A 23068-nucleotide genomic window follows, 5' to 3' on the forward strand; every position below is an offset into this window, starting at 1 on the left:
TTTAGAGTCGTTGGCAAAACGGCGCACGCGGCGGGGGCATGCGGGGTGCCGTCTTGGAGAGAATGCGCTACGTTGTGAAATCGGGTTGGAAACGAGTGGCGAATACGTGGCCCACGAGGGTGTATAAGGGATAATACGACCTTCAGGCATTGTCGACAGATAGGGCGGACATGGCATCCACACCGGCCAAAGAGCAGAAGCTGTTCATCAACGAGGTGCAACGCCATCAGGCGCGCTACCGCAAGCTCATCCAATTCACGCACTCTTCGACGAAGGCCGCGGGCGCCATGCTCCTGGCGGCCGTCGTGGCGCTGATCGTGGCGAACACCGGGGCGTACGAGGCGTTCCTGGACTTCTGGCACACGGAGGTGGGCGTTTTCTTCGGCGACGGGTTCGCCGGCATGTCGCTCGGACACATCATCAACGACATCTTCATGGCCATTTTCTTCCTGCTGGTGGGCCTGGAGGTGAAGTACGAGCTCACGGTGGGCGAGCTCACGAACATCCGCCAAGCGCTGCTGCCCATCGTGGCGGCCGTGGGAGGCGTGCTGGCTCCCATCGGCATCTACCTGGCCTTCAACGCGACGAACCCGGAGACGGCGCACGGCTGGGGCGTGCCCACGGCCACCGACATCGCGTTCGCGCTGGGCATCCTGGCGCTCTTGGGCAACCGCGTGCCGAACGGCGTGCGCGTGTTCCTGAGCACGTTGGCCGTGGCCGACGACATCATCGCCATCTTGGTCATCGCCATCTTCTACGGGCACAGCCCGTCGCTGCCGTGGCTGGCCGTGGCCGCCGTCGTGCTGTTCGTGCTCGTGCTCATGAACCGCAACCACATCTACTCGCTCATTCCGTACCTGCTGGTGGGAGCCGTGCTGTGGTACTGCGTGTATATGTCCGGCGTGCACGCCACCATCGCCGGCGTGCTGCTGGCGTTCACCATTCCCTCGGGGTCGCGCGTGAACATCAAGAGCTTCCTCACCTGGTCGGGCGACAAGGTGCGCGAGGCGCGCTCGGCCTACCAGCCCGAGACGCCCGTCATCGCGCAGGGCGGCTACATCGAGACGGTGCAGGACCTGAGCCGCGTGGCGCGCCAGGTGGTGCCGCCGGCCACGCGCCTGGAGCACCGGCTGTACCCCTGGGTGTACTTCGGCATCCTGCCGCTGTTCGCCCTCACGAACGCCGATGTGAGCTTCCTGGGTGTGGACGTGGGCGCCATGCTCTCGAGCCCGGTGCTCTACGGCGTGCTGCTGGGCCTGCTCGTGGGCAAGCCGCTTGGCATCATGCTGTTCAGCATGGCGGTGGTGAAGTCGAAGCTGGCGTCGCTGCCGGAGAACGTGAACTGGTTCCACATGCTGGGCGCGTCCATCCTGGGCGGCGTGGGCTTCACCATGGCCATCTTCGTGGCGAACCTGGCGTTCCCCGACGAGGGCCTGGTGGCCACGGCGAAGCTGGGCATCCTGGCGGCGTCGCTCCTGGCCGGGGTGCTGGGCTTCGTGCTGCTGCTGCTGCAGGCGAAGGCGGCGCAGAAGCGCGGCGTGGCGTACCTGTCGTCGAGCGCCGACGACATCACGCGCCAGACGGCGGGCGACGAGGCCGCGCGCGAGGCTGAGGAACTGCTGCGCGATTTGGAGGATCCGGCGATCAAGGACGAGGTCGAGGCGGCGAAGAAGCGCGGCGGCGTGTTCGAGATAGCCGTGGACTTGGGACCGACCGGCCTTTTGGGCGGCGGCTCCATCGGGGACGTGCGCGAGGCCGTGCGCAACGAGGTGGTGCGCGTGCTGCGCGAGGAGGGCAAGGACGACCTCCTGGAGAAGGTGCAGGAGGAGTTCAAGGAGCACGCCGGCGAGCCCCCGCTGGCCAGCGTGGAGGAGACGCTTCTGCGCGAGAGGGGCGAGGACGCCCTTTTGAGGGCGATTCGCCGCGAGAGCGACGACGTCGTCGGCATGAGCGGTGGCAAGGGCGGGGACGAGGACGAGCCGCGGGATTAGCGGCCTCCGGTATCCGCGCAGGGGGGGGCGTGCCGGTGCCCGGTATGCGCCCGTCCAGGCTGCCGTGCTCCCGTTCTCCGCGCGAGCCGTGCTGCACCTGCGCCATGCCGCGATCGCCGGTGCCGCGCTTCCGCACGGCCGCAGGCTGCGCTGCGCGCGAGCCCCGAGGAACGGTTGGCCGGAGCCTCGCTGTCCGCGTGGCTTCTGCATGGGGATCGCGCCCGCCGTGCGAACCCTGCGCTATACTGTACGGTCGAAAACGCCATGCGAACGAAGGGAAACCATGGAAGCTGCCGCCATCGTGCTCGCCGCGGGTGCCGGAACCCGCATGAAGTCGAAGAAGCCCAAGGTCGTCCACGAGGTGCTGGGCAAGCCGCTCGTGCGCTGGGTGGTGGACGCCGCCCACGAGGCCGGCATCAGCCGCGTTGCGACCGTCGTGGGCCACGAGCGCCAGCAGGTGGAGCCGCTTGTGGAGGCCGACACCGACGTGGTGGTGCAGCCCGAGCGCCGCGGCACGGCCGACGCCGTGGCCGTGTGCGCCGAAGCGCTCGCCGGCTTCGACGGCTCGCTCGTGGTTCTCTCGGGCGACTGCCCGCTCATCACCGCCGACACCATCCGCCGGCTCGTGGACATGCGCGAGCAGGCCGACGCGGCCGTGGTGGTGCTCACCATGGAGCTGGAGAACCCCTACGGCTACGGGCGCATCGTGCGCGACCGCGTGGGCGCCGTGGAGCGCATCGTGGAGCAGAAGGACGCGAACAGCGCCGAGGCCGCCATCTGCGAGTGCAACTCCGGCTTCTACTGCTTCGACGCCCGCGCGCTGTTCGACGCGCTCGGCCAGGTGGACGACGACAACGCCCAGGGCGAGTTCTACCTCACCGACGTGCTGGCCATCTGCCGCGCCGCCGGCCGCCCCGTGCTGGCGCTCCCCACCGACGATCCGTCCGAGTGCCTGGGCGTGAACTCGCGGGCCCAGCTGGCCGAGGCCACGAAGTTCGCCCAGCGCCGCATCAACGCCGCGCACCTGGCGGCCGGCGTGACCATGACCGACCCCGACCAGGTGTGGATTGGGCCCGACGTGGTCATCGAGCAGGACGTGGAGCTGCTGCCGCAGACGTTCCTCATGGGCAGCACGTCCGTGGGCGAGGACAGCGTGATCGGCCCGAACTCGCGGCTGACCGACACGGTGGTGGGGCGCGGCTGCACCGTGGACGAGACGGTGGCCGTGGAGGCGCTCATCGACGACGGCGCCTCGTGCGGCCCGCGCGCCTACCTGCGCCCGGCCGCGCACCTGTGCGAGGGCGCCAAGGCCGGCACCCATGTGGAGATCAAGAAGTCCACGGTGGGCAAGGGCTCGAAGGTGCCGCACCTGTCCTACATCGGCGACACCACCATCGGCGAGGACGTGAACATCGGCGCCGGATCCATCACCTGCAACTACGACGGCAAGAAGAAGTGGCCCACCGTCATTGGCGACGGCGCGTTCGTGGGGAGCGACACCATGATGGTGGCCCCGGTGAGCATCGGCGCGGGCGCCATCATCGGCGCGGGCTCCTGCATCACGAAGGACGTGGCGGCCGACGCGCTGGCCCTGACGCGCCCCGAGCAGCGCGAGATTCTCGGTTGGGCCGCCAAGAAGCGCGAGCAGCAAGCCCAAGGGTAGGTCTGCCGCTTCCTGCCCAAGGGTTCTTCGCGAAAACGGGGTCGGAAAGTCACCGTTTTGGCCGCTGTGAAGTGTTTTGACGCGCCCGGAGGCCTTCCGGGCGCGTTTTTCGTGGAGCACAAGCGCATTTCCCCTGGTCGGCGAAAGCACGTGTCCCCCTTTAGGCGTCCGAGAGCTTCACGGCGTCCAAAACTGTGCATCGAGTTCCCCGGAAGGTCGAGATGCCCCGAAGGGGGGCAATTCCCGATCAGGATATTTCGTTGCGGTCAATCTGCGAAGATACCGAAGTTGTCACTGTGCGGGCACCCTGCCTGCGGATACAATAGTGCCCATGTGAGAGGGGGCGACTGCTGCGGCGGGCGCGGCGGCCCCGCGGCAACATGAAGGAGCGCGCACATGACGGAAGTGCAGAAGAGCATGGCCTTGTTCTCGGGGTCGGTCAACCCCGAGCTCGCCGACGAGATAGCGAAGCACCTGAACGCCTCGCTCGGCAACGTGAAGCTGGAGAAGTTCGCGAACGGCGAGATCTACGCGCGCTACCAGGAGAGCGTCCGCGGCGCCGACGTGTTCCTCATCCAGTCGGTGTGCGGCGCCGAGGGCTACGACGTGAACGACGCGCTCATGGAGCTGCTCATCATGACCGACGCCGCCAAGCGCGCCTCCGCGCGCTCCGTGTCGGCCGTCATCTCGCACTACGGCTACGCGCGCCAGGACCGCAAGGCCGCGCCGCGCGAGCCCATCACAGCGAAGCTGGTGGCCGACCTCTTGGCCGCGGCGGGCGTGGACAACGTGATCACCGTCGACCTGCACCAGGACGCCATCCAGGGCTTTTTCGACCTGCCGGTGAACCACATGACGGCCATGCCCATTTTCGTGGACTACTACCGGTCCATGGGCTTCGACCCCGAGCAGCTGTGCGTGGTGTCGCCTGACGTGGGCCGTGCGAAGGCGGCGAAGAAGTTCTCCACCATGCTGGACTGCGACATCGCCATCATGCACAAGGATCGTCCGAAGCACAACCAGGCCGAGATCACGGCGCTCATCGGCGACGTGAAGGACAAGGTGTGCATCCTCAACGACGACATGATCGATACGGCCGGCTCGCTGGTGGCGGCCGCGTCTACCCTCAAGGCCAAGGGCGCCGCGCAGGTGTACGCGTGTGCCACCCACGGCCTGTTCAGCGGTCCGGCGTACGACCGCATCGCCAACTCAATCATCGAGGAGGTCGTGGTGACGAACGCGGTGCCCGTGCCGCTGGAGCGCCAGACCGGCAAGATCAAGGTGCTGTCGCTGGCCTCCCTGTTCGCGAAGACCATCAGCAACGTGTACGACAACGGCTCCGTGGCCTCGCTGTTCGAGTAGGGCGCAATGTACCTGATCGTAGGCCTGGGGAATCCGGGCGAGGAATATGCGCACACGCGCCACAACGCCGGGTTCGACGCGGTGGATGCCATCGCGGGCGAGGTGGGAGCGCGCTACTGGAAGACGGAGTGCGGGTCGCTCACGGCCAAGGGAGCCTACCGCGACGTCGACCTCGTGCTCGCCAAGCCCCAGAGCTACATGAACACGTCGGGCGGCCCGGTGAAGCAGCTCATGAACGCCTACGGCGTGGACGCGGAGCACCTTATCGTCATCCACGACGAGCTGGACATCGACCCCGGCACCGTGCGCGTGAAGTTCGGCGGCGGGCACGCGGGGCACAACGGCCTGCGCTCCATCTGCGACAAGCTGGGCACGCGCGATTGGAGCCGCGTGCGCGTGGGCATCGGCCGCCCGCCGGGACGCATGCCCGTGGTGGACTGGGTGCTGTCGCTGCCAAAGAAGGAGGCCGCCGACGACTTCGCCTACGCCGTGGACCGCGGCGCCCAGGCCGCGCTCTCGCTGGTTACGGCGGGCTTGGAGAAGACCCAGCAGGCGTTCAACTAGGGGAAGCGCCGATTCTCGCCGCATTGGCGTTGGTGCCGTAAAGCAAGGGCTGGGCCCTCGTTGGAAACCTACGGTATGTTACCTGTTGAGCGGCAAAGGCAGTGCCCCTGCTCTGCGGGACGGCTGCGGCGCGCCCAGCGCTCGCCCCGATGCGGATGCGCGGGTTTGCGCTTCAGCAGCTCCTTGTCTGCAATAAAGCCGTTTCTCGCTCATCTCATCGTCACTATCCACTCCACGAGCAAGAACGCCGTGATGAACAGCAGCAGCGCGCCGATGGCGCGCGCCTGCTGCTTGTCGGCTCCCAGCTTCCGCTCCAGCTCGCTCGATCCCGGATGGGAGTTCACGAACTGCAGCCCCTTGCCCGTGATCAGCATGTACAGCGAGAACGCGAGCAGGCCGAACACGATTGCGCCCATCCCCAGGTCGACGAGCAGCTGCGCCACGTCGACGGGCGCAGCGAACCCGGCTTCCGCGAAGCACATCGCCACGCTTGCCGCCTGGAAGAGGTCGAGCACGGCGAACACGCCGGCGACGACGGGAAACGACATCTGACCGCCGAAGCTGTCCGACACGAGCCAGTCCTCGCGCCCGGTCGCTCGCTGACGCTCGAAGACGGCGAACAGGAGAGCGGCCGCGATCTCGATGACGAAGAGAATGCCAGCGCCGACGAAGAGCTCTGCTTTTGATCCCCAACGGTCGGGCCCGCCCACGTCGAAGTGCACGGGAACCGTCTCCGACAGGAACGGCTGGGCGGCGGCGGTGAGAACGAGGGGAAGCGCGGCGAGCGCGATGAGGGCCGCGATGCGCCAGCGACTCCGCCGTGCAGGGACTTGACCGTCGGCATCGCAGTTGTGCTCGGAGTTGGAAGACATGGCCGCCGCCCTTTCGAACGCTCGCATAAGCATATTTAGCAATACTAAGTATAGACGAAGGGGAATCAACGAGGCAAGCGGGTCTCGGGCGCTGCGTCCTGCCGGGCGCTTGACGGCAGGACACCTGCCCAGGGAGCGCACCTCGGCCGCTCCGTCCGGAGCGTTTCCCCGATTTAGGAGCGTTTGGGCCGCGGCGCTTGGGCTATACTTGAAGGGATGGCGAAGGTACGGAGGCAAAGGAGGCTGCGGTGCGGGAGTTGGTCAAGGGCGAGCGGGGGCGCGTGTACGCGCTGTTCGCCATCGTGATGCTGGCCTCCGCCTTCGGCAACCTCTCGCAGACGGCCGTGAACGCCATGATGCCCGAGATCATGGGCGAGTTCGCACTCGACGTGAGCTTGGGCCAGTGGCTTACCACCAGCTACATGCTGGTGCTGGGCATCGCGGTTCCCGCGGCCACGTTTTTGGGGAAGCGGTTCACCACGCGCCAGCACGTGTTCATCGCCCTGACGTTCTTCCTGGTGGGGGCCCTTGCCGACTGCCTGGCCTCGAATTTCGCCGTGCTGCTGGCCGGGCGCATCTGCCAGGCCGTATCCACGGGGCTTCTGCTTCCGCTCATGCAGACTATCGCCATGACGCGCTTTCCCGAGGGTCGCCGCGCCACGGCCATGGGCATCGCGGGCATCGCCATGGGCTTTGCGCCGAACATCGGACCGACTGTCGGCGGGGCCTTCAGCTTCTCGTTCGGATGGCGCAGCTTCTTCGTGCTGCTGCTGGCAGGCGTGGTGGTGCTGGGGGTTGCCACGGCGCTGCTCGTGCGCGGCGGGGAGGGCAACCGCAGCGAGCGGTTCGATACGCTGTCGTTCATGCTGTCGGCGCTGGGCTTCGGCGGCTTGCTGCTGGGGTTCTCCGAGGCGAGCAGTTTCGCGCTCACCAGCCCGTTCGTCTGGGGCCCGCTCGTGGCGGGCGCGGTGTTCCTCGTGCTGTTCGTGCAGCGGCAGAAGCGCGTGGAAGATCCGCTCATCAACATGGACATCTTCAAGTCGGGCCAGTACACGGTCGGTTTCGCGGTGTTGTGCCTGCTGCATGCCTCGTTCATGGGCGTGACGCTGGTCATCCCGTTGTACGTGGAGGGGCCATGCGGCGGCACGGCGCTCGACGCGGGGATCGTGCTTTTGCCCGGCACGTTGGCGGCGCTGTTCCTGAACCCGCTGGCCGGCGTGCTCACCGATCGGTTCGGCATCCGTCCCGTGACGCTGGCATCGGGCGCGCTCTTGGCGGTCGGATCGGTGCTCATGGTGTTCCTGGACGAGGAGACGCCGCTCGCCGTCACCACGTTCTGCCAGGCCGTGCGCGCGTTCGGCGTGTCGGGGCTCATGGGCCCGCTCATCTCGTGGAGTCTCGCCGGCCTGCCGGGGCGTATCGTTACCGACGGCAGCTCGTTCTCCATCGCGGGGCGCCAGGCGTGCGCCTCGCTCGGCACGTCGGTCATGGTGCTGCTCATTGCCCTGGCGGGCACCTCGGCTGCCGCGGCCTCCAACCCTGCACTGCCCTACCAGCTGGCGTTCGCCTTCTCGGCTGTGTTCGCCGTGGCCACGTTCGTCGGCATCGTGGCGAAGGTGCGCTAGGGCCGCTTCGAGCACGCTCTGGGACGGATAGCGCTGCTGCGGCTCACCTGCTCGGGTATCGTCGAACCAGGCTGTGGCTGGCGCGGGCACGTTGATATCAGCGCAACGACCGGATGACGGCTTTTCGGGACGCATGGCGGCATGGGCAAAGATATATGTTGACAACATAGATGTTTCGGGAGTATATATGTTCATGTCATATAGCTGTAGACGACAGAGCGGGCGAACGGCGAATGCCGGCAGGTCGCGGAGGAACGACGACCGCCGCAGAAGGGGCGGCCAGACGGCGTAAAGCTTGCGGCCTGCTGAGGCAGCGCGACGGAAGCGCCGCGTTGGCCGGTGCAAGCCGCTAACCCGCCGAAGAGACGGCCGACGGGCCGAGTAAAAGGAGGCGACGCGCATGCCGCGAGGCGACTGCGGAGGAGAGGGTGCCCGGCAACCGTGCTGTCGACGGCGCGGCGGGGGCGGCGGAGCGTTGGTGGAGCCGGCGGCGTTGGCGGCCCTGCTGTATGCCGGCGGCTACGGCTACGACATGCGCCGCACCATCCTCGACATGACGGACGGCGAGGTGGACGTCGACGTGGGCGGGCTGTACCGTTCGCTGCGGAGGCTGGAGGACGAGGGCGCTGTGGCGTCGCGCTGGTGCGAGGACGCCTCCGGCCCACGCCGGCGCGAGTACGAGCTCACGGAACAAGGCCTGGAGCTGGCCGAGCAGTGGCTCGACGCGCTTCGGGCACGCCAGCGGCTCGACGAGCTGCTGGTGGGGTTGCTGGAAGGCGGCCTGAACGCCGCCGGCCGAATCCGCGAGAGCGCGCAAGCGCCGAGCGAAGGCTGAAGAACTCCGGATGGCGTCGCAATAAGCTGTAGGCGATGGGCGCGAAAGCTCTTGCCAGCCCAGCGAAACGGCGGATGGCGGCGCGGGCGCGAAGGCGCGCAGATGGCTGCCGCCGTCCGTCCTGCTGACTCGGCAAGGCGGTGTCTGCGCGGGCGTTCGGGAAACGAGAAGGGCACGACCCGAGGCGACGAGGCCTCGGAAGACGATAAGCGGAACGGCGACGTTCCGGGAAAGAAGGGTCATCATGGGAGAAACGCTGAAACTCGCGGTGCCGACGATGGGCGCAGCCGACCTTGCATCCGAGCGCTCGGGCCATTTCGGCCACTGCGACTGCTTCACCATCGTGGACATCGAGGACGGCGAGATCAAGGGCACGTCAGAGCTGGCGAACCCGCCGCACGAAGAGGGCGGCTGCCTGCGCCCGGTGGGCCTGCTGGCCGACGCCGGCGTGGACGCCATCGTGGCGGCCGGCATGGGCATGCGCCCGATGATAGGCTTCAACGACGCGGGCATCACGGTGTACTTCGAGAACCAGACGCCGAACGTGGGCGAGGTCGCGAAGCTCGTGGCGGCCGGCAGCGTGCCGATCATGGGTGCCGAGAACGCCTGCAACCACCATCACTGAGTTCGCAAAACGATCGATTGCGAGGGGCGCCCGCCGAACGGCAGGCGCCCCTCGTGCGTTCTAGGGAGAGACTGATTAACGTAACGACGCCCTTCTTGATTGCGCTAGGTTTGCAGCATTTGAACACGGCCCTTTAAATACGACTGAAAGAGTCATGGACTAAATCAGAGGCTAGAGCATGCTTGAACGAATTTCTGCCGACACGAATCCGAGAAACCTCTGGTGGCGAAAAGCCGTCCCCGAGGTTCGCCGTCGAAAACATGCCATAGCCTCCGACTTCGTCCCGCCCCTTCTGCGGTGCTTTTCTGCTGTGCCCTTTTGGCGGCTCTAGGGAAGCACCGTTAACCAGTGTCTTCCTAGGGGATGGCGTGCACGTATGCCATGCAGACGTGCTGGGTTTTGGGCGCAGGGCTGCCTGGTCGTGCTATCCTGCTCGGTGAGAGAAAGGAGCGGGCTTGGGCCGCGGAGAGGAACAGGGACGAAGCGCAGGGCAAGGCGGGACGTACGTCGTGTCGGCGGCCAGGTCATTGCTTGGCGCCACGCGCCGCGTGCTGCCCGATGCCGTGCCGTCGCCGTCCGCGCCTGCAGCGGCAGACGCGCAGGCGCCGGTATACGGCTGGATTGCCGGGGCCTGCGCGGCGCCATCCAAGGGCGACCGCTACGTGGTGGAGTTCACGGGCAGGCGGGAGTTCCGCATCCTAGCCTACGTGGACCGCTTCGGGCGCGCGTTCTCCACGGACCGGCCGCTCACTGCGCCGCCTGCCCGCAGGCCCGATCTCGACTTCGCGCGCTTTGTCGACGAGGGTCCCGCGGACATGGGCCGTGGCCCTGCAGAGACGTGCGCGGACGGGCATACGGCCGTCCGGGGAGCGCGCACCGACGCGGAGCGCGGCCCGGGGGCTCGCCCGGACGGGGAGCACGGCTGCGTGGAGGTGCGCACGGGCGGCGAGGACGAGCGGCAGGTGGCGCGGTACTTGTGCAAGGGCGGCCGCTACACGTTCACGGACACGTGGTTCGACTTCGGGCCGCACGCCGCAGGCCTCTCCTACGACGACGCCCTCGCCCGCGCCTACCTGGCGTTCGTGCACCGGCCCCGGCTGGGCGGGGCGGAGGTGCCCGAGAGGGGCACGGCCTTCGTCCACGAGCGTCTGCGGGAAACCCCGCTCCTACCGGTCCTGCGCACCATCGTCGACGAGGTGCGCAGCGCTGAGAGCGACCCGGTGGTGCAGCCGCCCGCCCTGGTGAGAGGCCTTGTGCGGTGGCTCGAGGAAGCCGGCCTGGACGGCCTGCGCCCGCCGGCCGTGCCGGACGAGGCGCTGCGGCTCGTGCGCACCGCGCGCTACGCCAACCTTTACTACATAGCGCAAGAGGACGAGGACGCGGCCGTCGACCGCCGCACCGTCTGGGCCCTGGAGGCCGCGCTCAACCGGTTCACCCTGATGGAGGAGGCGTTCGGTGACCGCGCGACGCTGGCCGGCGACGCGGACTGCGCACGCTGGGATGCCTACCTGATAGAGACGGCGGGGGCGCAGGCGTTGGGCGCCGAGCGCCTGGCCGGCACGCCCCGAGGGTCCGATGACGGTGAATGGGAGGCGCGTTGCCGCCTGGCCGGCGTGCTTGAGCGGCTGAAGCTGCCGGTGCGCATCGAGGCGCAGATGCAGGCGAACGTGGCGGAGGGCCTTGCAGCTTTCCGGCTGACGGTGCCGGACGCCGCGCTCATGCCCGCGCGCCGATGGGTCGAAGGCCCGGCAGGTGCCGGCTGGGAGGACGTGCCGACCGCCGAGCGCGACGCCCAGGCGCGCCGCTACGCCATGCACTTCGGCCTGGCGCTCGCCACCGCGGCGTTCGAGGCCTCTCCGGCCATCCGCCGCGTCGACGTGGCGGCCTGCCCGCTCGGGGACGGCGCTCCGCCTGCCGCGCCCGATGGCTGCGAGAACCCTGCCTCGCCGGACGCCGAGTTTCCCGCCGATCGGCAGGAGGCGGCCTACTACCAGGTTGCGCTCACCCGCCGGGCCTACGAGGAGTCGGGCTGCTTCCGCAGCGCCCTCGAGGGCGACCCCGCGCCGCTGCTCGCGTATTGCGGCGCCGTGTGCGACCTGCCCGGGGCCGACCCGTTCGCGCTCATGCAGGCGCTGCCCTCCACCGTGCGGCGCCAGGAGCTGCCCGAGCTGGACGACGCGCCCCTGCCGCAGGCCGTGCGGCCCGTGCTCGGCGCCGACGATGCGCGCGACCTGCGCATCGCGGCCGAGGCTCGCCGCCGTCGCGTGGGAGAGGGGTTGGCCGACCGCATCGCGCGCGCCGGCAGCGCCACCGAGGCCATTCGCATCGTGCGTAAGGAGCAGCACGCCGCCCGCACCCTCGGGGACGACCAAGGGGTCTCGGCCTGCACGCGCCTCATGGCGGCGCTCGCGGAGGGAACGCTGGACACCGAGGACCAGAACGCCGCGGTGACGTGCTTCCTCGGCGAGGACCGCTGCCTGGCCGCCCTCGCCCGCGCCCGTGCGCTCGCCCCGCGCGACCCCGCCGAGGCGGTGGCCGTGCTGGCGGACGCGGTGTCCGAAGCCGCCGCGCTCGACGGCTACACGGACGGCGCCGTGACCGCATACCGTGCGTTCGACTCGTACGCGGCGCGCGTGCGGTACTCCCGCGCCCTGCGGGCCGTGCGCCAGAGGGGCGCCGGCGGTTCGCAACCATCAGCCCCGTCCGACGCGCCCGCTGTGCCGACCCTCGCCGCTCGGGCGGCCGCGGACGCGGGCAGGAGCATCCAGCTGGCGCCCGACTCGTTCTTCCTCTGCCATTTGGAGATCGTCACGCTGCTGGAGCGCTCGTTCGACCGCGTGGACGACGCCTTGCGCTACGGCAGGCGCGCCATCGAGCTGGCGCCCGCCTCGGCCGGCGGTTACCGCCAGCTCGGCCGCGCCTACATGCTGGTGGGCGATATGGACAGCGCTGCGGCCGTGCTGGAGGCGGGCCTGGATGTGGCCGCGCAGCCGAACGACGTGGCCATTGCCTACTACCAGCTGGCCTATGCGCTGTGGAAGGCGGGCAGGCCGCGCGCGGGTGCGGCCTGCTACCTCAAGTCGGTCATGACGTCGCCCGTGATGGCGCTGCAGGCCGTGGCCGAGCTCAAGGAGCTGGCCGCAGAGCACGGCATGGAGCCGATCGAGCGCGATGCCGTGGATGACGAGCTGCGCAGCGCAGGGATAGTGCTGGCGCCGACGGAGGAGATGTTCGAGACCCTGGACGCGGGTGCCGCGGCCGCTGTGGACGCCGGCCTGTTCCCGGTCGCCCGAAACCTGTTGTCGCTGCGCCTGCACTACCGCCCGGACGACGCTCTGGTGAACGTGCTGAAGTCGCTGGAGTGAAGAACGCGTTTACGGGATGATGGGCTTGGGCAGGATCTCGCTTAGCTTCTTGCGGTTGCGCAGCAGCAAGAGGAATGACTCCTCGTCGGCTGTGAGGTTGCCCTTGGTGTGCGTGAGGATGCTGAGCGCCCGCGCGAACGAGCAGTCCTTCACGCGCAGCGCCGTCATCTGCTTCAGGCGGCACTCCTCCTGAACGGTCAGCGCGGAGATGACGGCCACGCCCATGTGGCACCTCACCGCCTGCTTGATGGCCTGCGTGCTTCCCAGCTCAAGCCGTATGTTCAGATCCTGGTGGTTGAAGCCGCTGCGCGCCAGGGCCAGCTCCATGACCTTGCGCGTGCCGGAGCCCTGCTCGCGGGTGATGAGCGTCTCGGACGCCAGCTCGCTGAAGCTGATGGACTGGCTCGTGCTCCATGGATGGTCGCTGGGCACCACGACCACCAGCTCGTCGTGCCAGAACGTCTCCACGGTGAAGTTCGGCTCGTCGGGCACAGGTCCTTCGATGAGCGCGACGTGCAGCCGCTTGTCCATGATCTCGCGCGCGAGAATCTCGGTGTCGGCTATCTGCACGTCGATGTCGGCATCCTGTTCGTTCGTGTAGTACTCGCGCAGGAAGAAGGGCAGGAGGTACTCGCCGATGGTGAACGTGGCCCCGATGCGGATGCCGTGATGGCAGGTGGCCGCCTTGAGCACGGCCTCGCGCGCCTCGCAGATGAGCTGCACGATCTCCTTCGCGTAGCCGTAGAACACCTCGCCGCTCTCGGTGAGGGTGACGCCCCGGTTGGTGCGGTCGAGGAACTGCGTGCCGTATTCCTTCTCCAGGTTCTGGATGTGGATGCTCACGCTTGGCTGGCTCATGTGCAGTCGTTCGGAAGTGCGGGTGATGTTGCCGGTGTAGGCAACGTCCTTGAATACGAGAAACTCCTCTAAAGAACTCATGCCGCCCCCTCATGCTTTGCAAAAGGCCGACAAGGCCCCTTGTTAGACAACGAACGGTACCCTCCCCGGAAAAAAGTATAAGTACAGCGGTGGTAATTTGGCCATAGAGAGAACAGGGGATGCCATACGTAATTCCGATTCCAGGGAAACGCTGCCTCCCACGTTGCCGAATCCTTGTCCTCCCCTTGCTGCGCTCATGGTGCCGCAGCAGAGTATCACCAGATGAACCGATGGTTTTCTTCTTCATTGCACAGAGGGGGCCCAGCGTTTGCGCAACCATTCTACCGCAAGTCATAGCCGCTTCTTATGACGCTATCGCAAAACTGAATTTTACACTTCGGCAACCGTGCCGTAGCTTTAACGTCATGCCGATGCATCACGCCGAGACGGTTTTTCCACCGATGTGCGCTCCGGAAAAAGGGCGTAGGGGGGCGGTTTCAATGACGGTTGACATGCTCGTATCCGTGTTCATTCTGCTTGCGATGTTCGGTTTCTTCGCGCTGTCCTTGAGGAAAGCCTACAAGTTCGCGCACATGCAGATCCATGCGCGCCTCGACCTCTATCCCGTTCCCAAGGAAGGCGGCGGGCGGGCGGCCTACGGCGGCTCGTACATGGAGGAGCCCGAGTGGTGGACGAAGCCGCGCAAGATCGACCGGGTCAACGAGGCCGTCGACATCATGAAGGAAATGCTGTTCATCAAGAAGCTTTTCGTGCACCAGCGCGTGCTGTGGTGGGCGTCGTACTCCATGCACCTGGGTATCTACGTCATGCTGGGATGGTCGGTGCTGCTGCTGGTCAGCGTGGCATGGCATCCCGACTGGTACGTGCTCGTGGTGACCGTCGTCGGGGTCGTCGGCTTCGCGCTGTCGACGGTCGGCTGCGTGCTGCTGCTGGTGCGCCGCGTGTCGGACCGCGTGCTGGCTAAGTACACCACCCCGCTCGAGTACTTCAACATCGTGCTGCTGCTGACGGTGCTGCTCACCGGCGCGTACTCGTGGCTGTTCGTCGCGTCGCCCTTCGCGGTGGCCGCGCAGGTGTTCACGCTGAGCGCCACGGACCTGCCGCCCATCGTGCTCGTGCACCTCGCGCTGCTGGGCATCATGTTCCTGTACATCCCGCTTTCCAAGATGAGCCACTACGTGGGCAAGTTCTTCTGCTTCCACAAGGTGCTGTGGGACAACGATCCCAACCTGCCGGGCAGCTCCGTGGAGCGCCGGTTCGAGGACGCCGCGGCGCATCCTGCCCATACCGGCTGGTCGGCTGCGAAGCAGCAGGCGCCCACGTCCGAGTCGTCGAAAGGATAAGCGGTCATGGCCATGGAATACAAGAACGTGCGGACCACGGACATCTCGAAGCGGGAAGGCCTGCTGAGCGCCCTCGACGACTTGTCGCCCCTGCCCGCGCCGTACGACAAGAACGGCCTGGAGCCCGCTTTCAAGGACCCGAAGCCCGAATGGGCCGAGACGAACTGCTGCTCGCTCGACGGCTTCTGCGCCATCGACACGATGAAGCGCCCCGAGACGCAGGAAGAGGAGGACGAGCTCAAGGTCAAGTTCCTCAAGGGACTGGAGAAGCTGTTCCTCGACGCCAACAACAAGTACCTGCAACCGCTCAGCTTGACGATGGAGTACTGCGCGAAGTGCAACACGTGCTCGGAGGCGTGCCATGTGTACAAGGCGGCGAACGGCGACGAGATATACCGTCCCATCTTCCGCGTGGACGTGCTGCGCAAGCTGTACAAGAAGTACTTCACCCGCTCGGGCAAGCTTCTCGGCTCCCTCACCGGGGCGGACATCGACCTGGATTGGGAGACCATCGCGCGGTTGGGCGAGTCGGCCTACCGCTGCAACCTGTGCCGACGCTGTGCGCAGGTGTGCCCGATGGGGCTGGACAACGGCATGGCAGCCCGCGAGATACGCAAGATATTCAGCATGGAGATGGGCCTGGCCCCCACGCCCGTGCACGCGAAGGGCACGCAGCTGCAGCTGAAGACGGGTTCCTCCACGGGCCTCACGAGGCCGGCCCTGATGGACACGCTCGAGTTCATCGAGGAGGACACCTACGAGCGCACGGGCCGCAAGATAAAGTTCCCGCTCGACAAGAAGGGCGCCGACGTGCTGCTCTTCCACAACGCGGGCGAGTTCATGGCTTGGCCCGAGAACCCGGCGGCCTTCGCCATCCTGCTTGACGAGGCGGGCGTCGACTGGACGCTCAGCACCGACGTGGTGGGCTACGACAGCGTGAACTACGGCATCTGGTACGACGACGTGCAGGCCAAGAACGTGGCCATGGCGCAGTTCGAGGCGGCCAGGAAGCTGGGCGTGAAGCGCATCGTCATCGGCGAGTGCGGCCATGCCCACAAGGCGGCCGTCGTGGGCGCCGACCGCATGGCCGACAGCCAGGAGCGCGGCGTGCCCGTGGAGAGCTTCCTGCCCATGATGGCCGAGTTCGTGCGCAACGGGCGCCTGAAGTTCGACCCTTCGAAGAACGACTTCCCCGTCACGTTGCACGATCCGTGCAACATCGTGCGCCAGATGGGCATCGTGGAGCCCCAGCGCGAGATCCTGCGTGCGATAGCGCCGCAGTTCCGCGAGATGACGCCCCACGGGGTGGACAACTACTGCTGCGGCGGCGGCAGCGGGTTCGCCATCATGAACTCCTACAACTTCGGCGACTTCCGCACGAAGGTGAGCGGGCGCATGAAGTTCGCCCAGATACTCAACGCGTTTGCGGACGAGATGGAAGACCCCGACATAGTGAAGTACGTCTGCGCTCCGTGCTCCAACTGCAAGGGCACGATACGCGACCTCCTTCAGGCGTACAAGGCCACTGCGCGCTACAACGTGCAGTACGGCGGCATCGTCGAGCTCATGGTCAACGGCTTGGCGAGCATGGATCGGCCCTACTTCGAGTTCCTGGAGGAGTAGGCGCTGCCCGGGGTCGCGCAAAAGGCGCGCGGCCCCGGGGTTGACCGGGTTTCACGCGCGTCTGCTGGGGAGCGGGCGGCTGGGGGATGAGACGGGAGCGGGACTATGCATACCATCGTCGTGGGGCTGAGCATCAAGCGCGCACCCCTTGAGATTCTTGAGCAGCTGAGCGTGCACCACTCGCAAAACGAGCTGTGCGTGCAGGATGTGAAGGCGGCCGCCGGGCTCGCCGGCGCCGTGGTGCTGAGCACGTGCAACCGCCTGGAGTTCTACGGCGTGTGCGAGGACGCCGACGAGGGCGTCGCCCGGGTGCGCGACTTCATCCTGGGCCAGGGGGGCGCGGCCGATGCAGCCCCGGCGCGGCAGTTCCGCGAGCTTTTGTACGCCTTCACGGACGGGCGCGCCGTGCGCCACCTGTTCGAGGTCGTGTGCGGCCTGGACTCGCTCATCGTGGGCGAGACGGAGATAGCCGGCCAGGTGTCGCGTGCCTACCGGGCCTCCTGCAAGGCGGGGGCAAACGACAAGATGGTCAACGTGTGGTTCCAGCGCGCGCTGTCGCTGGGCAAGAAGGTGCGCTCCGAGACGCGCATCAGCCGCTACTCCACCTCCATCGGGCGCATTGCCGTGGAGCTGGCCGCGCGGGAGCTGGGCGGCATCGCGGACAAGCGGGTGCTCATCCTGGGCGCGGGCGAGATGAGCGAGCTGACCATGAAGTACCTCGTGGCGCAGGACGTGTCGGTGGCCATGGTGTCGAACCGCTCGCTGGAAAAAGCGCAGCGGCTGGCCGGCCAGTACGGCTTCGGCGCCTGCTCCCTCGACGAGATGGACGCCTGCCTGGAGCAGGCCGACGTGGTGTTCTCGGCCACGGCGGCGAAGAGCTGCCTGGTGGGGCGCGAGCGCCTGGCCGCGATCATGGAGCGCCGCGCCGAGCGGCCGCTGCTGTGCATCGACATGGCCCTTCCGCGCGACATCGACCCGGCGGTGCGCGACATCCCCAACGTGAGCTGCTACGACATCAACGAGTTGCGCGACGTGGCCAACCGTCACCAGAACGAGCGCCTGCGCGCGGCCAAGACGGCCGCCCAGCTCATCGACGAGGCGGCGGCCGACTTCGAGCGCTGGCAGCGCTCGCTGGAGTACATCCCCACGATCGACGCGCTCTACCGCCAGGCCGACCGCATCAAGGCCGACAAGCTGGAGCGCGCCATGGGCAAGCTCTCGGGCCTCACGCCCAGCCAGAAGCAGGCCGTGCAGTGCCTGGCCACGTCCATCGCCCACCAGCTGGTGCACGAGCCCGTGGCGTCGCTCAACGCCATGGCGGGTTCCGAGAAGAGCCGTGCGTACGCCGCCATGCTGCAGGAGCTGTTCCACCTCGATCCCGAGGAGGAGCCTGCGAGTGCGGAGGCGCCGGTGCCTGCGGAGGCGGGAGCGGGCCCCGGGGATGCGTTGACGGGAGGTTCGCGATGAAGCGCCTGGTCATAGGCACAAGAAAGAGCGAATTGGCATTATGGCAGGCGAAGTGGGTGCGCGAGCGCCTGATCGAGGCGCATCCCGGCCTGGAGGTTGAGCTGGCCGAGACGGACACGGCGGGCGACCGCGACCTGGCGACCCCCCTGCCGCTCGTGGACGGAAAAGGCGTGTTCACGGCCGAGATCGAGGAGGGCCTGCGCGACGGGACCATCGACCTGGCCGTGCACAGCCTGAAGGACCTGCCCACCGAGCTGCCGGAGGGTTTCGAGATCGGTGCATACTGTATACGCCACGACCCGCGCGACGCGTTCCTGGGCAAGGACGGCATGACGCTGGCCGACCTGCCCGAGGGAGCGCGCATCGGCACCTCGAGCCTGCGCCGGGCCGCCCAGGTGCATCGCGTGCGCCCCGACGTGGAGTGCGTGAGCATCCGCGGGAACCTGGCCACCCGCTGGCGCAAGCTGCAGGAGGACGAGGGCATGGCCGGCATCATCCTGGCCGTGGCCGGGGTGGCGCGCCTGGGATGGCGCGACCGCATCACCGAGTACCTGGCGCCCGACATGGTCATGCCGGCCGCGGGCCAGGGCGTCATCGCGGTGGAGGTGGCCGCGGGCCGCGACGACGCCGCCGCGCTCGTGCGGGCCGTGAACCATGCGGAGTCCGAGCGCGCGGCGCGTGCCGAGCGCAGCTTCCTGGCGGCGCTCGAGGGCGGCTGCCAGACGCCCATCGGCGCGCTGGCCGTGTGCACCGGCGACGTGGTCAGGCTCTCGGGCATGGTGTGCAGCCTGGACGGCAGTCACATGGTGCGCGTGGAGCGCACGGGCACGCAGCCCGAGCGCGTGGGCCGCGAGGCCGCCGAGGACGCGCTCGCGCGGGGCGCGGCGGATATCCTGCCCGCGGGCGCCGATCGGGCGGGGGTGTGACATGCCGCATTCGACGGGAGAGACCCGGGTATACCTCGTGGGCGCCGGACCCGGCGACCCCGGCCTGCTCACGCTCAAGGGCCGGGCGGCCATCGAGCGTGCCGACGTGCTCGTGTACGACCGGTTGGTGTCGCCGCGCCTGCTGGGCTACGCCCGGCCGGACTGCGAGCTCGTCTACGTGGGCAAGACCCCCGACCACCACACGCTGCCCCAGCACAAGATCAATGCCCTGCTGGTAAAGAAGGCGCTGGCCGGCAACGTGGTCGTGCGCCTGAAGGGCGGCGACCCGTTCGTGTTCGGGCGCGGCGGCGAGGAGGCGGAGGAGCTGCGCGACCACGGCCTGCCCTACGAGGTGGTGCCCGGCGTGACGTCGGCCATCGCCGCCCCCGCGTATGCGGGCATCCCGGTGACGCACCGCGACGCGGCCTCGTCGTTCACGGTGATCACGGGCCACGAGCGCGACGGCAAGGGCACCTCGGCTATCCCGTGGGGGCAGGTGGCGCGCCTCAAGGGCACGCTCGTGTTCCTCATGGGCATGGAGAACCTGCCGCGCATCGTGGACAACCTCGTGGGGCACGGCATGGATCCCGCCACCCCTGCGGCCGTCGTGCGCTACGGCACCTGGCCGATGCAGCGCACGGTGTGCGCCCCGCTGGCCTCCCTCGAGGAGCGCGTGGGCGAGGAGGGCATCGAGAACCCGGCCGTGATCGTGGTGGGGCAGGTGGCCGCGCTGCGCGAGCGCCTGTCCTGGGCGGAGCGCAAGCCGCTGTTCGGCAAGACCGTCGTGGTCACGCGGGCCCGCCACCAGGCATCAGCCCTCGCGTCCTCCCTCGAGGAGCGCGGCGCGCAGGTCCTCGAGTTCCCGGCCATCGAGATAGCCCCCCCGACCGACCCGCGCCCGCTCGCCGAGGCGGTGGCCGGTATCGAGGCGTACCACTGGGTCGTGTTCACGAGCGCGAACGGGGTGGACGCCTTCTTCGCCGAGGCCGCGGCCCAGCACCTCGACGCCCGCTGCCTGGCAGGAGCAGAGGTGGCGGCCATCGGCACGGGAACCCAGGCGGCGCTCGCGGCCCACGGCATCACGCAGGTCCAGGTTGCGCGGGAGTTCTGCGCCGAGGGTCTCGCAGGGCTGCTGGCGGATAAGGTGCGCGCGGGAGAGCGCGTGCTCATCGCCCGTGCCGAGGAGGCCCGCGACGTGCTGCCCCGGGCGCTCGAGGAACAGGGTGCCCTGGTGAGCGACGTGGCCGCGTACCGCACGCAAGCGGTGGCGGAGGGCGCGGAGGCGCTCGCGGCCGCCCTGAGCGCGGGCGACGTGGATGCCGTCACGTTCACCAGCTCGTCCACGGTGACGAACCTGCTGGCATGCCTGGGGGGCCCGACGCTGCTCGAGGGGACGGACCTGTACTCCATCGGCCCCGTGACTACGGAGACGCTGCGCGCAGCGGGCCTCGAACCCCGCGCCCAGGCGGCCGAGTACACCATCGCGGGCCTCGTGGCCGCGCTCGTCGATTCGCAAGAAGGAGAGCTCCCATGAAGATGCGCAAGCGCCCCCGCCGCCTGAGGGAAACGGCCGGCCTGCGGGCCATGGTCCGCGAGCACCACGTGCGCGTGGACGATCTGGTCTACCCGCTGTTCGTGTGCAGCGGCACGGACAAGCAGGAGCCCGTGCCCTCCATGCCCGGCGTGTTCCACTACTCCCTCGACCGGCTCGGGCCGGTGCTCGACGAGGTGGCGGGCAAGGGCATTCCCGCCATCCTCCTGTTCGGGCTGCCGCCCTTCAAAGACGCCCGCGGCACGCAGGCCTATGCCGAAGACGGCATCGTGCAGCAGGCCGTGACCCTTGCCAAGGAACGGCAGCCCGGGCTCACCGTCATCACCGACGTGTGCCTGTGCGAGTACACCGACCACGGCCACTGCGGCCTGGTGGACGGCGAGCGCGTGCTGAACGACGAGTCGGTGGAGCTGCTGGCCGCCACGGCCGTGTCCCATGCCCGGGCGGGGGCCGACATCGTGGCGCCGTCCGACATGATGGACGGCCGCGTGGGGGCCATCCGCGACGCGCTCGACGAGAACGGCTTCGCTCACGTGGCCGTCATGTCCTACGCGGCGAAGTTCGCCTCGGCCTTCTACGGGCCGTTCCGCGAGGCGGCCGACTCGGCGCCGCAGTTCGGCGACCGCAAGAGCTACCAGATGGACCCGGCGAACGGCGACGAGGCCCTGCGCGAGGTCATGCTCGACGTGGAGGAGGGCGCGGACCTCGTCATCGTGAAGCCGGCCATGGCCTACGGCGACGTGCTGTACCGCACGAAGCAGGCCTGCGGCCTGCCCGTGGCCGCCTACTGCGTGAGCGGCGAGTACGCCATGGTGAAGGCCGCGGCCGCGCAGGGGTGGATCGACGAGCGCCGCGTGGTCATGGAGGCGCTGCTGGGCTGCAAGCGCGCGGGCGCCGACCTGCTTATCACGTATCACGCCCTCGACGTTGCCGGGTGGCTGCACGAATCGATGTGACCGACCGCGCCGGCAAGACGGCCGGCGCGGGGAAGAAGGAGGTGTGCCGGGCATGCTCGACACGACGAGAAGCGAGGAAGCGTTCCGCATTGCCTGCCGGGTGATACCGGGAGGGGTCGACTCGCCCGTGCGCGCCGCGCGCGCGGTGGGGCGCAACCCGGTGTTCCTGGCGCGCGGCGAGGGCGCGCACGTCTGGGACGTCGACGGAAACGGCTACGTGGACTACGTGGGCTCGTGGGGCCCGCTCATCTGCGGGCACGCCCATCCTGCCGTGGTGGAGGCCCTGTGCCGCGCAGCGCAGCAGGGGTCTTCCTTCGGCGCGCCCACCGAGGCCGAGACGGCGCTGGCCGAGGAGATACGCCGCGCATACGACGCGGTGGAGATGGTGCGGTTCGTGAACTCCGGAACCGAGGCAACCATGAGCGCCCTGCGCCTGGCGCGCGGCGCCACCGGGCGCGACTACATCGTGAAGTTCGAGGGCTGCTACCACGGCCACTCCGACAGCCTGCTGGTGAAGGCCGGCAGCGGTGCGCTCACCAACGGGAATCCCAGCTCGGCCGGCGTGCCGAAGGAAGTGGCCGAGAAGACGCTCGTGGCCCGCTACAACGACAGCGAGAGCGTGGCCGCGCTGTTCGACCAGTACCGCGAGCGCATCGCCGCGGTCATCGTGGAGCCGGTCGCGGGCAACATGGGCGTGGTCCCGCCCGATCCCGGCTTCCTGCTCGACCTGCGCGCGCTCACGCTGGAGCAGGGAACCGTGCTCATTTTCGACGAGGTGATGACGGGCTTCCGCGTGGACTACGGCGGCGCCTCGCGCTATTACGGCGTGCTGCCCGACCTCGTATGCCTGGGGAAGGTCATTGGCGGCGGGCTGCCGCTCGCGGCCTTCGGCGGGCGCGCCGACCTCATGCAGGGCTTGGCCCCCCTCGGCCCGGTGTACCAGGCGGGCACCCTCTCGGGCAACCCGCTGGCCGTGGCGGGCGGCTTGGCTACGCTCAAGCTGCTGCAGGAGCCCGGCACCTACGAGAACCTTTTCAAAACCACCGCCGACCTGGCTGACGGCCTGGAGGGCATCGCGCGCGATTGCGGCGTGCCGCTGCAGGTCAACCGCGTGGGGGCCATGTTCTCGGCCTTCTTCGCGGACGAGCCGGTGGTCGACTACGAAAGCGCCTGCAACGCCGATGCCGACAGGTTCGCGCGCTACTACCGGGCCATGCTGGAGGCGGGCGTGTACCTTGCCCCGAGCCAGTTCGAGGCGGCGTTCGTCTCGACGGCCCACAGCGGGCAGGACATCGCGTTCACGCTGGAGCAAGCCGAGCGCGCGATGCGCGCCCTTTAACGCATCGCGCGGTACGTGCGTGCAGCTCGAAGACGAGTTCGCAACGGGAAGGAGGTGATT

General features: G+C 68.3%; 17 protein-coding genes. 15 read left to right on the forward strand and 2 right to left on the reverse strand.

What is annotated here, in order from left to right; genetic code table 11:
* Positions 1-170 precede the first annotated feature (170 nt).
* The 4 genes from nhaA to pth all read left to right on the forward strand — a co-directional run bounded on the left by nhaA (position 171) and on the right by pth (position 5580).
* On the forward strand, positions 171-1991 hold the full coding sequence (gene nhaA, locus BN3560_RS09200) for a Na+/H+ antiporter NhaA (RefSeq protein WP_096227818.1): 1821 nt from the start codon (positions 171-173) through the stop codon (positions 1989-1991).
* Between the two features lie 283 nt (positions 1992-2274).
* The gene (glmU, locus tag BN3560_RS09205; protein ID WP_096227819.1) at positions 2275-3654 is read left to right on the forward strand and encodes a bifunctional UDP-N-acetylglucosamine diphosphorylase/glucosamine-1-phosphate N-acetyltransferase GlmU; all 1380 of its coding nucleotides are present in this window, start codon (positions 2275-2277) and stop codon (positions 3652-3654) included.
* A 396-nt stretch (positions 3655-4050) separates the two neighbouring features.
* Entirely contained in the window at positions 4051-5016 is a 966-nt protein-coding gene (locus tag BN3560_RS09210) for a ribose-phosphate diphosphokinase (protein WP_015539507.1), read from the forward strand.
* A gap of 6 nt (positions 5017-5022) precedes the next feature.
* Positions 5023-5580 carry an aminoacyl-tRNA hydrolase gene (gene pth / locus BN3560_RS09215; protein WP_087189925.1) on the forward strand — a complete coding sequence of 186 codons (558 nt, stop codon included), beginning with the start codon at positions 5023-5025 and terminating at the stop codon, positions 5578-5580.
* A 209-nt stretch (positions 5581-5789) separates the two neighbouring features.
* On the opposite strand, the gene BN3560_RS09220 is transcribed toward pth, so the two are convergent.
* Positions 5790-6452, reverse strand: a complete 663-nt coding sequence (locus tag BN3560_RS09220) for a DUF1648 domain-containing protein (RefSeq protein ID WP_157780567.1) — start codon at positions 6450-6452, stop codon at positions 5790-5792.
* A 305-nt stretch (positions 6453-6757) separates the two neighbouring features.
* Here BN3560_RS09220 and BN3560_RS09225 point away from each other — a divergent pair, with 305 nt between their 5' ends.
* The 4 genes from BN3560_RS09225 to BN3560_RS09240 all read left to right on the forward strand — a co-directional run bounded on the left by BN3560_RS09225 (position 6758) and on the right by BN3560_RS09240 (position 12902).
* Positions 6758-8077 carry a DHA2 family efflux MFS transporter permease subunit gene (locus BN3560_RS09225; protein ID WP_096228650.1) on the forward strand — a complete coding sequence of 440 codons (1320 nt, stop codon included), beginning with the start codon at positions 6758-6760 and terminating at the stop codon, positions 8075-8077.
* Between the two features lie 400 nt (positions 8078-8477).
* Positions 8478-8912, forward strand: coding sequence for a PadR family transcriptional regulator (locus BN3560_RS09230; protein WP_096227821.1), 435 nt, complete (start codon positions 8478-8480; stop codon positions 8910-8912).
* Positions 8913-9156: 244 nt separating this feature from the next.
* Positions 9157-9537, forward strand: coding sequence for a NifB/NifX family molybdenum-iron cluster-binding protein (locus BN3560_RS09235; RefSeq protein WP_096227822.1), 381 nt, complete (start codon positions 9157-9159; stop codon positions 9535-9537).
* A gap of 455 nt (positions 9538-9992) precedes the next feature.
* A complete protein-coding gene (locus tag BN3560_RS09240; protein ID WP_096227823.1) occupies positions 9993-12902 on the forward strand; it encodes a tetratricopeptide repeat protein in 2910 nt (969 codons plus the stop codon).
* Between the two features lie 9 nt (positions 12903-12911).
* On the opposite strand, the gene BN3560_RS09245 is transcribed toward BN3560_RS09240, so the two are convergent.
* On the reverse strand, positions 12912-13841 hold the full coding sequence (locus BN3560_RS09245; RefSeq protein WP_096227824.1) for a LysR family transcriptional regulator: 930 nt from the start codon (positions 13839-13841) through the stop codon (positions 12912-12914).
* 440 nt (positions 13842-14281) lie between these two features.
* Here BN3560_RS09245 and BN3560_RS09250 point away from each other — a divergent pair, with 440 nt between their 5' ends.
* From BN3560_RS09250 to hemL, 7 genes are all read left to right on the forward strand, one after another.
* A complete protein-coding gene (locus BN3560_RS09250; protein WP_096227825.1) occupies positions 14282-15145 on the forward strand; it encodes a respiratory nitrate reductase subunit gamma in 864 nt (287 codons plus the stop codon).
* 6 nt (positions 15146-15151) lie between these two features.
* Complete coding sequence (locus tag BN3560_RS09255) at positions 15152-16768, forward strand: (Fe-S)-binding protein (protein ID WP_096227826.1); 1617 nt, start codon at positions 15152-15154, stop codon at positions 16766-16768.
* A 105-nt stretch (positions 16769-16873) separates the two neighbouring features.
* Positions 16874-18235, forward strand: a complete 1362-nt coding sequence (hemA, locus tag BN3560_RS09260; protein ID WP_096227827.1) for a glutamyl-tRNA reductase — start codon at positions 16874-16876, stop codon at positions 18233-18235.
* Entirely contained in the window at positions 18232-19161 is a 930-nt protein-coding gene (gene hemC, locus BN3560_RS09265; RefSeq protein ID WP_096227828.1) for a hydroxymethylbilane synthase, read from the forward strand. The genes hemA and hemC overlap by 4 nt, the downstream gene beginning before the upstream one ends.
* A 1-nt stretch (position 19162) precedes the next feature.
* Entirely contained in the window at positions 19163-20695 is a 1533-nt protein-coding gene (gene cobA, locus BN3560_RS09270; protein ID WP_096227829.1) for a uroporphyrinogen-III C-methyltransferase, read from the forward strand.
* Positions 20692-21669, forward strand: a complete 978-nt coding sequence (gene hemB, locus BN3560_RS09275; protein WP_096227830.1) for a porphobilinogen synthase — start codon at positions 20692-20694, stop codon at positions 21667-21669. Before cobA ends, hemB begins: the two co-directional genes overlap by 4 nt.
* Positions 21670-21721: 52 nt before the next feature.
* Positions 21722-23008, forward strand: a complete 1287-nt coding sequence (gene hemL, locus BN3560_RS09280; RefSeq protein WP_096227831.1) for a glutamate-1-semialdehyde 2,1-aminomutase — start codon at positions 21722-21724, stop codon at positions 23006-23008.
* The last annotated feature ends 60 nt before the right edge of the window (positions 23009-23068 follow it).

The sequence above is a fragment of the Gordonibacter urolithinfaciens genome (genome assembly GCF_900199375.1).
Taxonomy (GTDB): domain Bacteria; phylum Actinomycetota; class Coriobacteriia; order Coriobacteriales; family Eggerthellaceae; genus Gordonibacter; species Gordonibacter urolithinfaciens.

Coding starts and splice junctions, on each gene's coding strand:
- nhaA (WP_096227818.1), top strand. CDS start 171: ATGGCATCCACACCGGCCAAAGAGCAGAAGCTGTTCATCAACGAGGTG.
- glmU (WP_096227819.1), top strand. CDS start 2,275: ATGGAAGCTGCCGCCATCGTGCTCGCCGCGGGTGCCGGAACCCGCATG.
- BN3560_RS09210 (WP_015539507.1), top strand. CDS start 4,051: ATGACGGAAGTGCAGAAGAGCATGGCCTTGTTCTCGGGGTCGGTCAAC.
- pth (WP_087189925.1), top strand. CDS start 5,023: ATGTACCTGATCGTAGGCCTGGGGAATCCGGGCGAGGAATATGCGCAC.
- BN3560_RS09220 (WP_157780567.1), bottom strand. CDS start 6,452: ATGTCTTCCAACTCCGAGCACAACTGCGATGCCGACGGTCAAGTCCCT.
- BN3560_RS09225 (WP_096228650.1), top strand. CDS start 6,758: ATGCTGGCCTCCGCCTTCGGCAACCTCTCGCAGACGGCCGTGAACGCC.
- BN3560_RS09230 (WP_096227821.1), top strand. CDS start 8,478: ATGCCGCGAGGCGACTGCGGAGGAGAGGGTGCCCGGCAACCGTGCTGT.
- BN3560_RS09235 (WP_096227822.1), top strand. CDS start 9,157: ATGGGAGAAACGCTGAAACTCGCGGTGCCGACGATGGGCGCAGCCGAC.
- BN3560_RS09245 (WP_096227824.1), bottom strand. CDS start 13,841: ATGAGTTCTTTAGAGGAGTTTCTCGTATTCAAGGACGTTGCCTACACC.
- BN3560_RS09250 (WP_096227825.1), top strand. CDS start 14,282: ATGACGGTTGACATGCTCGTATCCGTGTTCATTCTGCTTGCGATGTTC.
- BN3560_RS09255 (WP_096227826.1), top strand. CDS start 15,152: ATGGCCATGGAATACAAGAACGTGCGGACCACGGACATCTCGAAGCGG.
- hemA (WP_096227827.1), top strand. CDS start 16,874: ATGCATACCATCGTCGTGGGGCTGAGCATCAAGCGCGCACCCCTTGAG.
- hemC (WP_096227828.1), top strand. CDS start 18,232: ATGAAGCGCCTGGTCATAGGCACAAGAAAGAGCGAATTGGCATTATGG.
- cobA (WP_096227829.1), top strand. CDS start 19,163: ATGCCGCATTCGACGGGAGAGACCCGGGTATACCTCGTGGGCGCCGGA.
- hemB (WP_096227830.1), top strand. CDS start 20,692: ATGAAGATGCGCAAGCGCCCCCGCCGCCTGAGGGAAACGGCCGGCCTG.
- hemL (WP_096227831.1), top strand. CDS start 21,722: ATGCTCGACACGACGAGAAGCGAGGAAGCGTTCCGCATTGCCTGCCGG.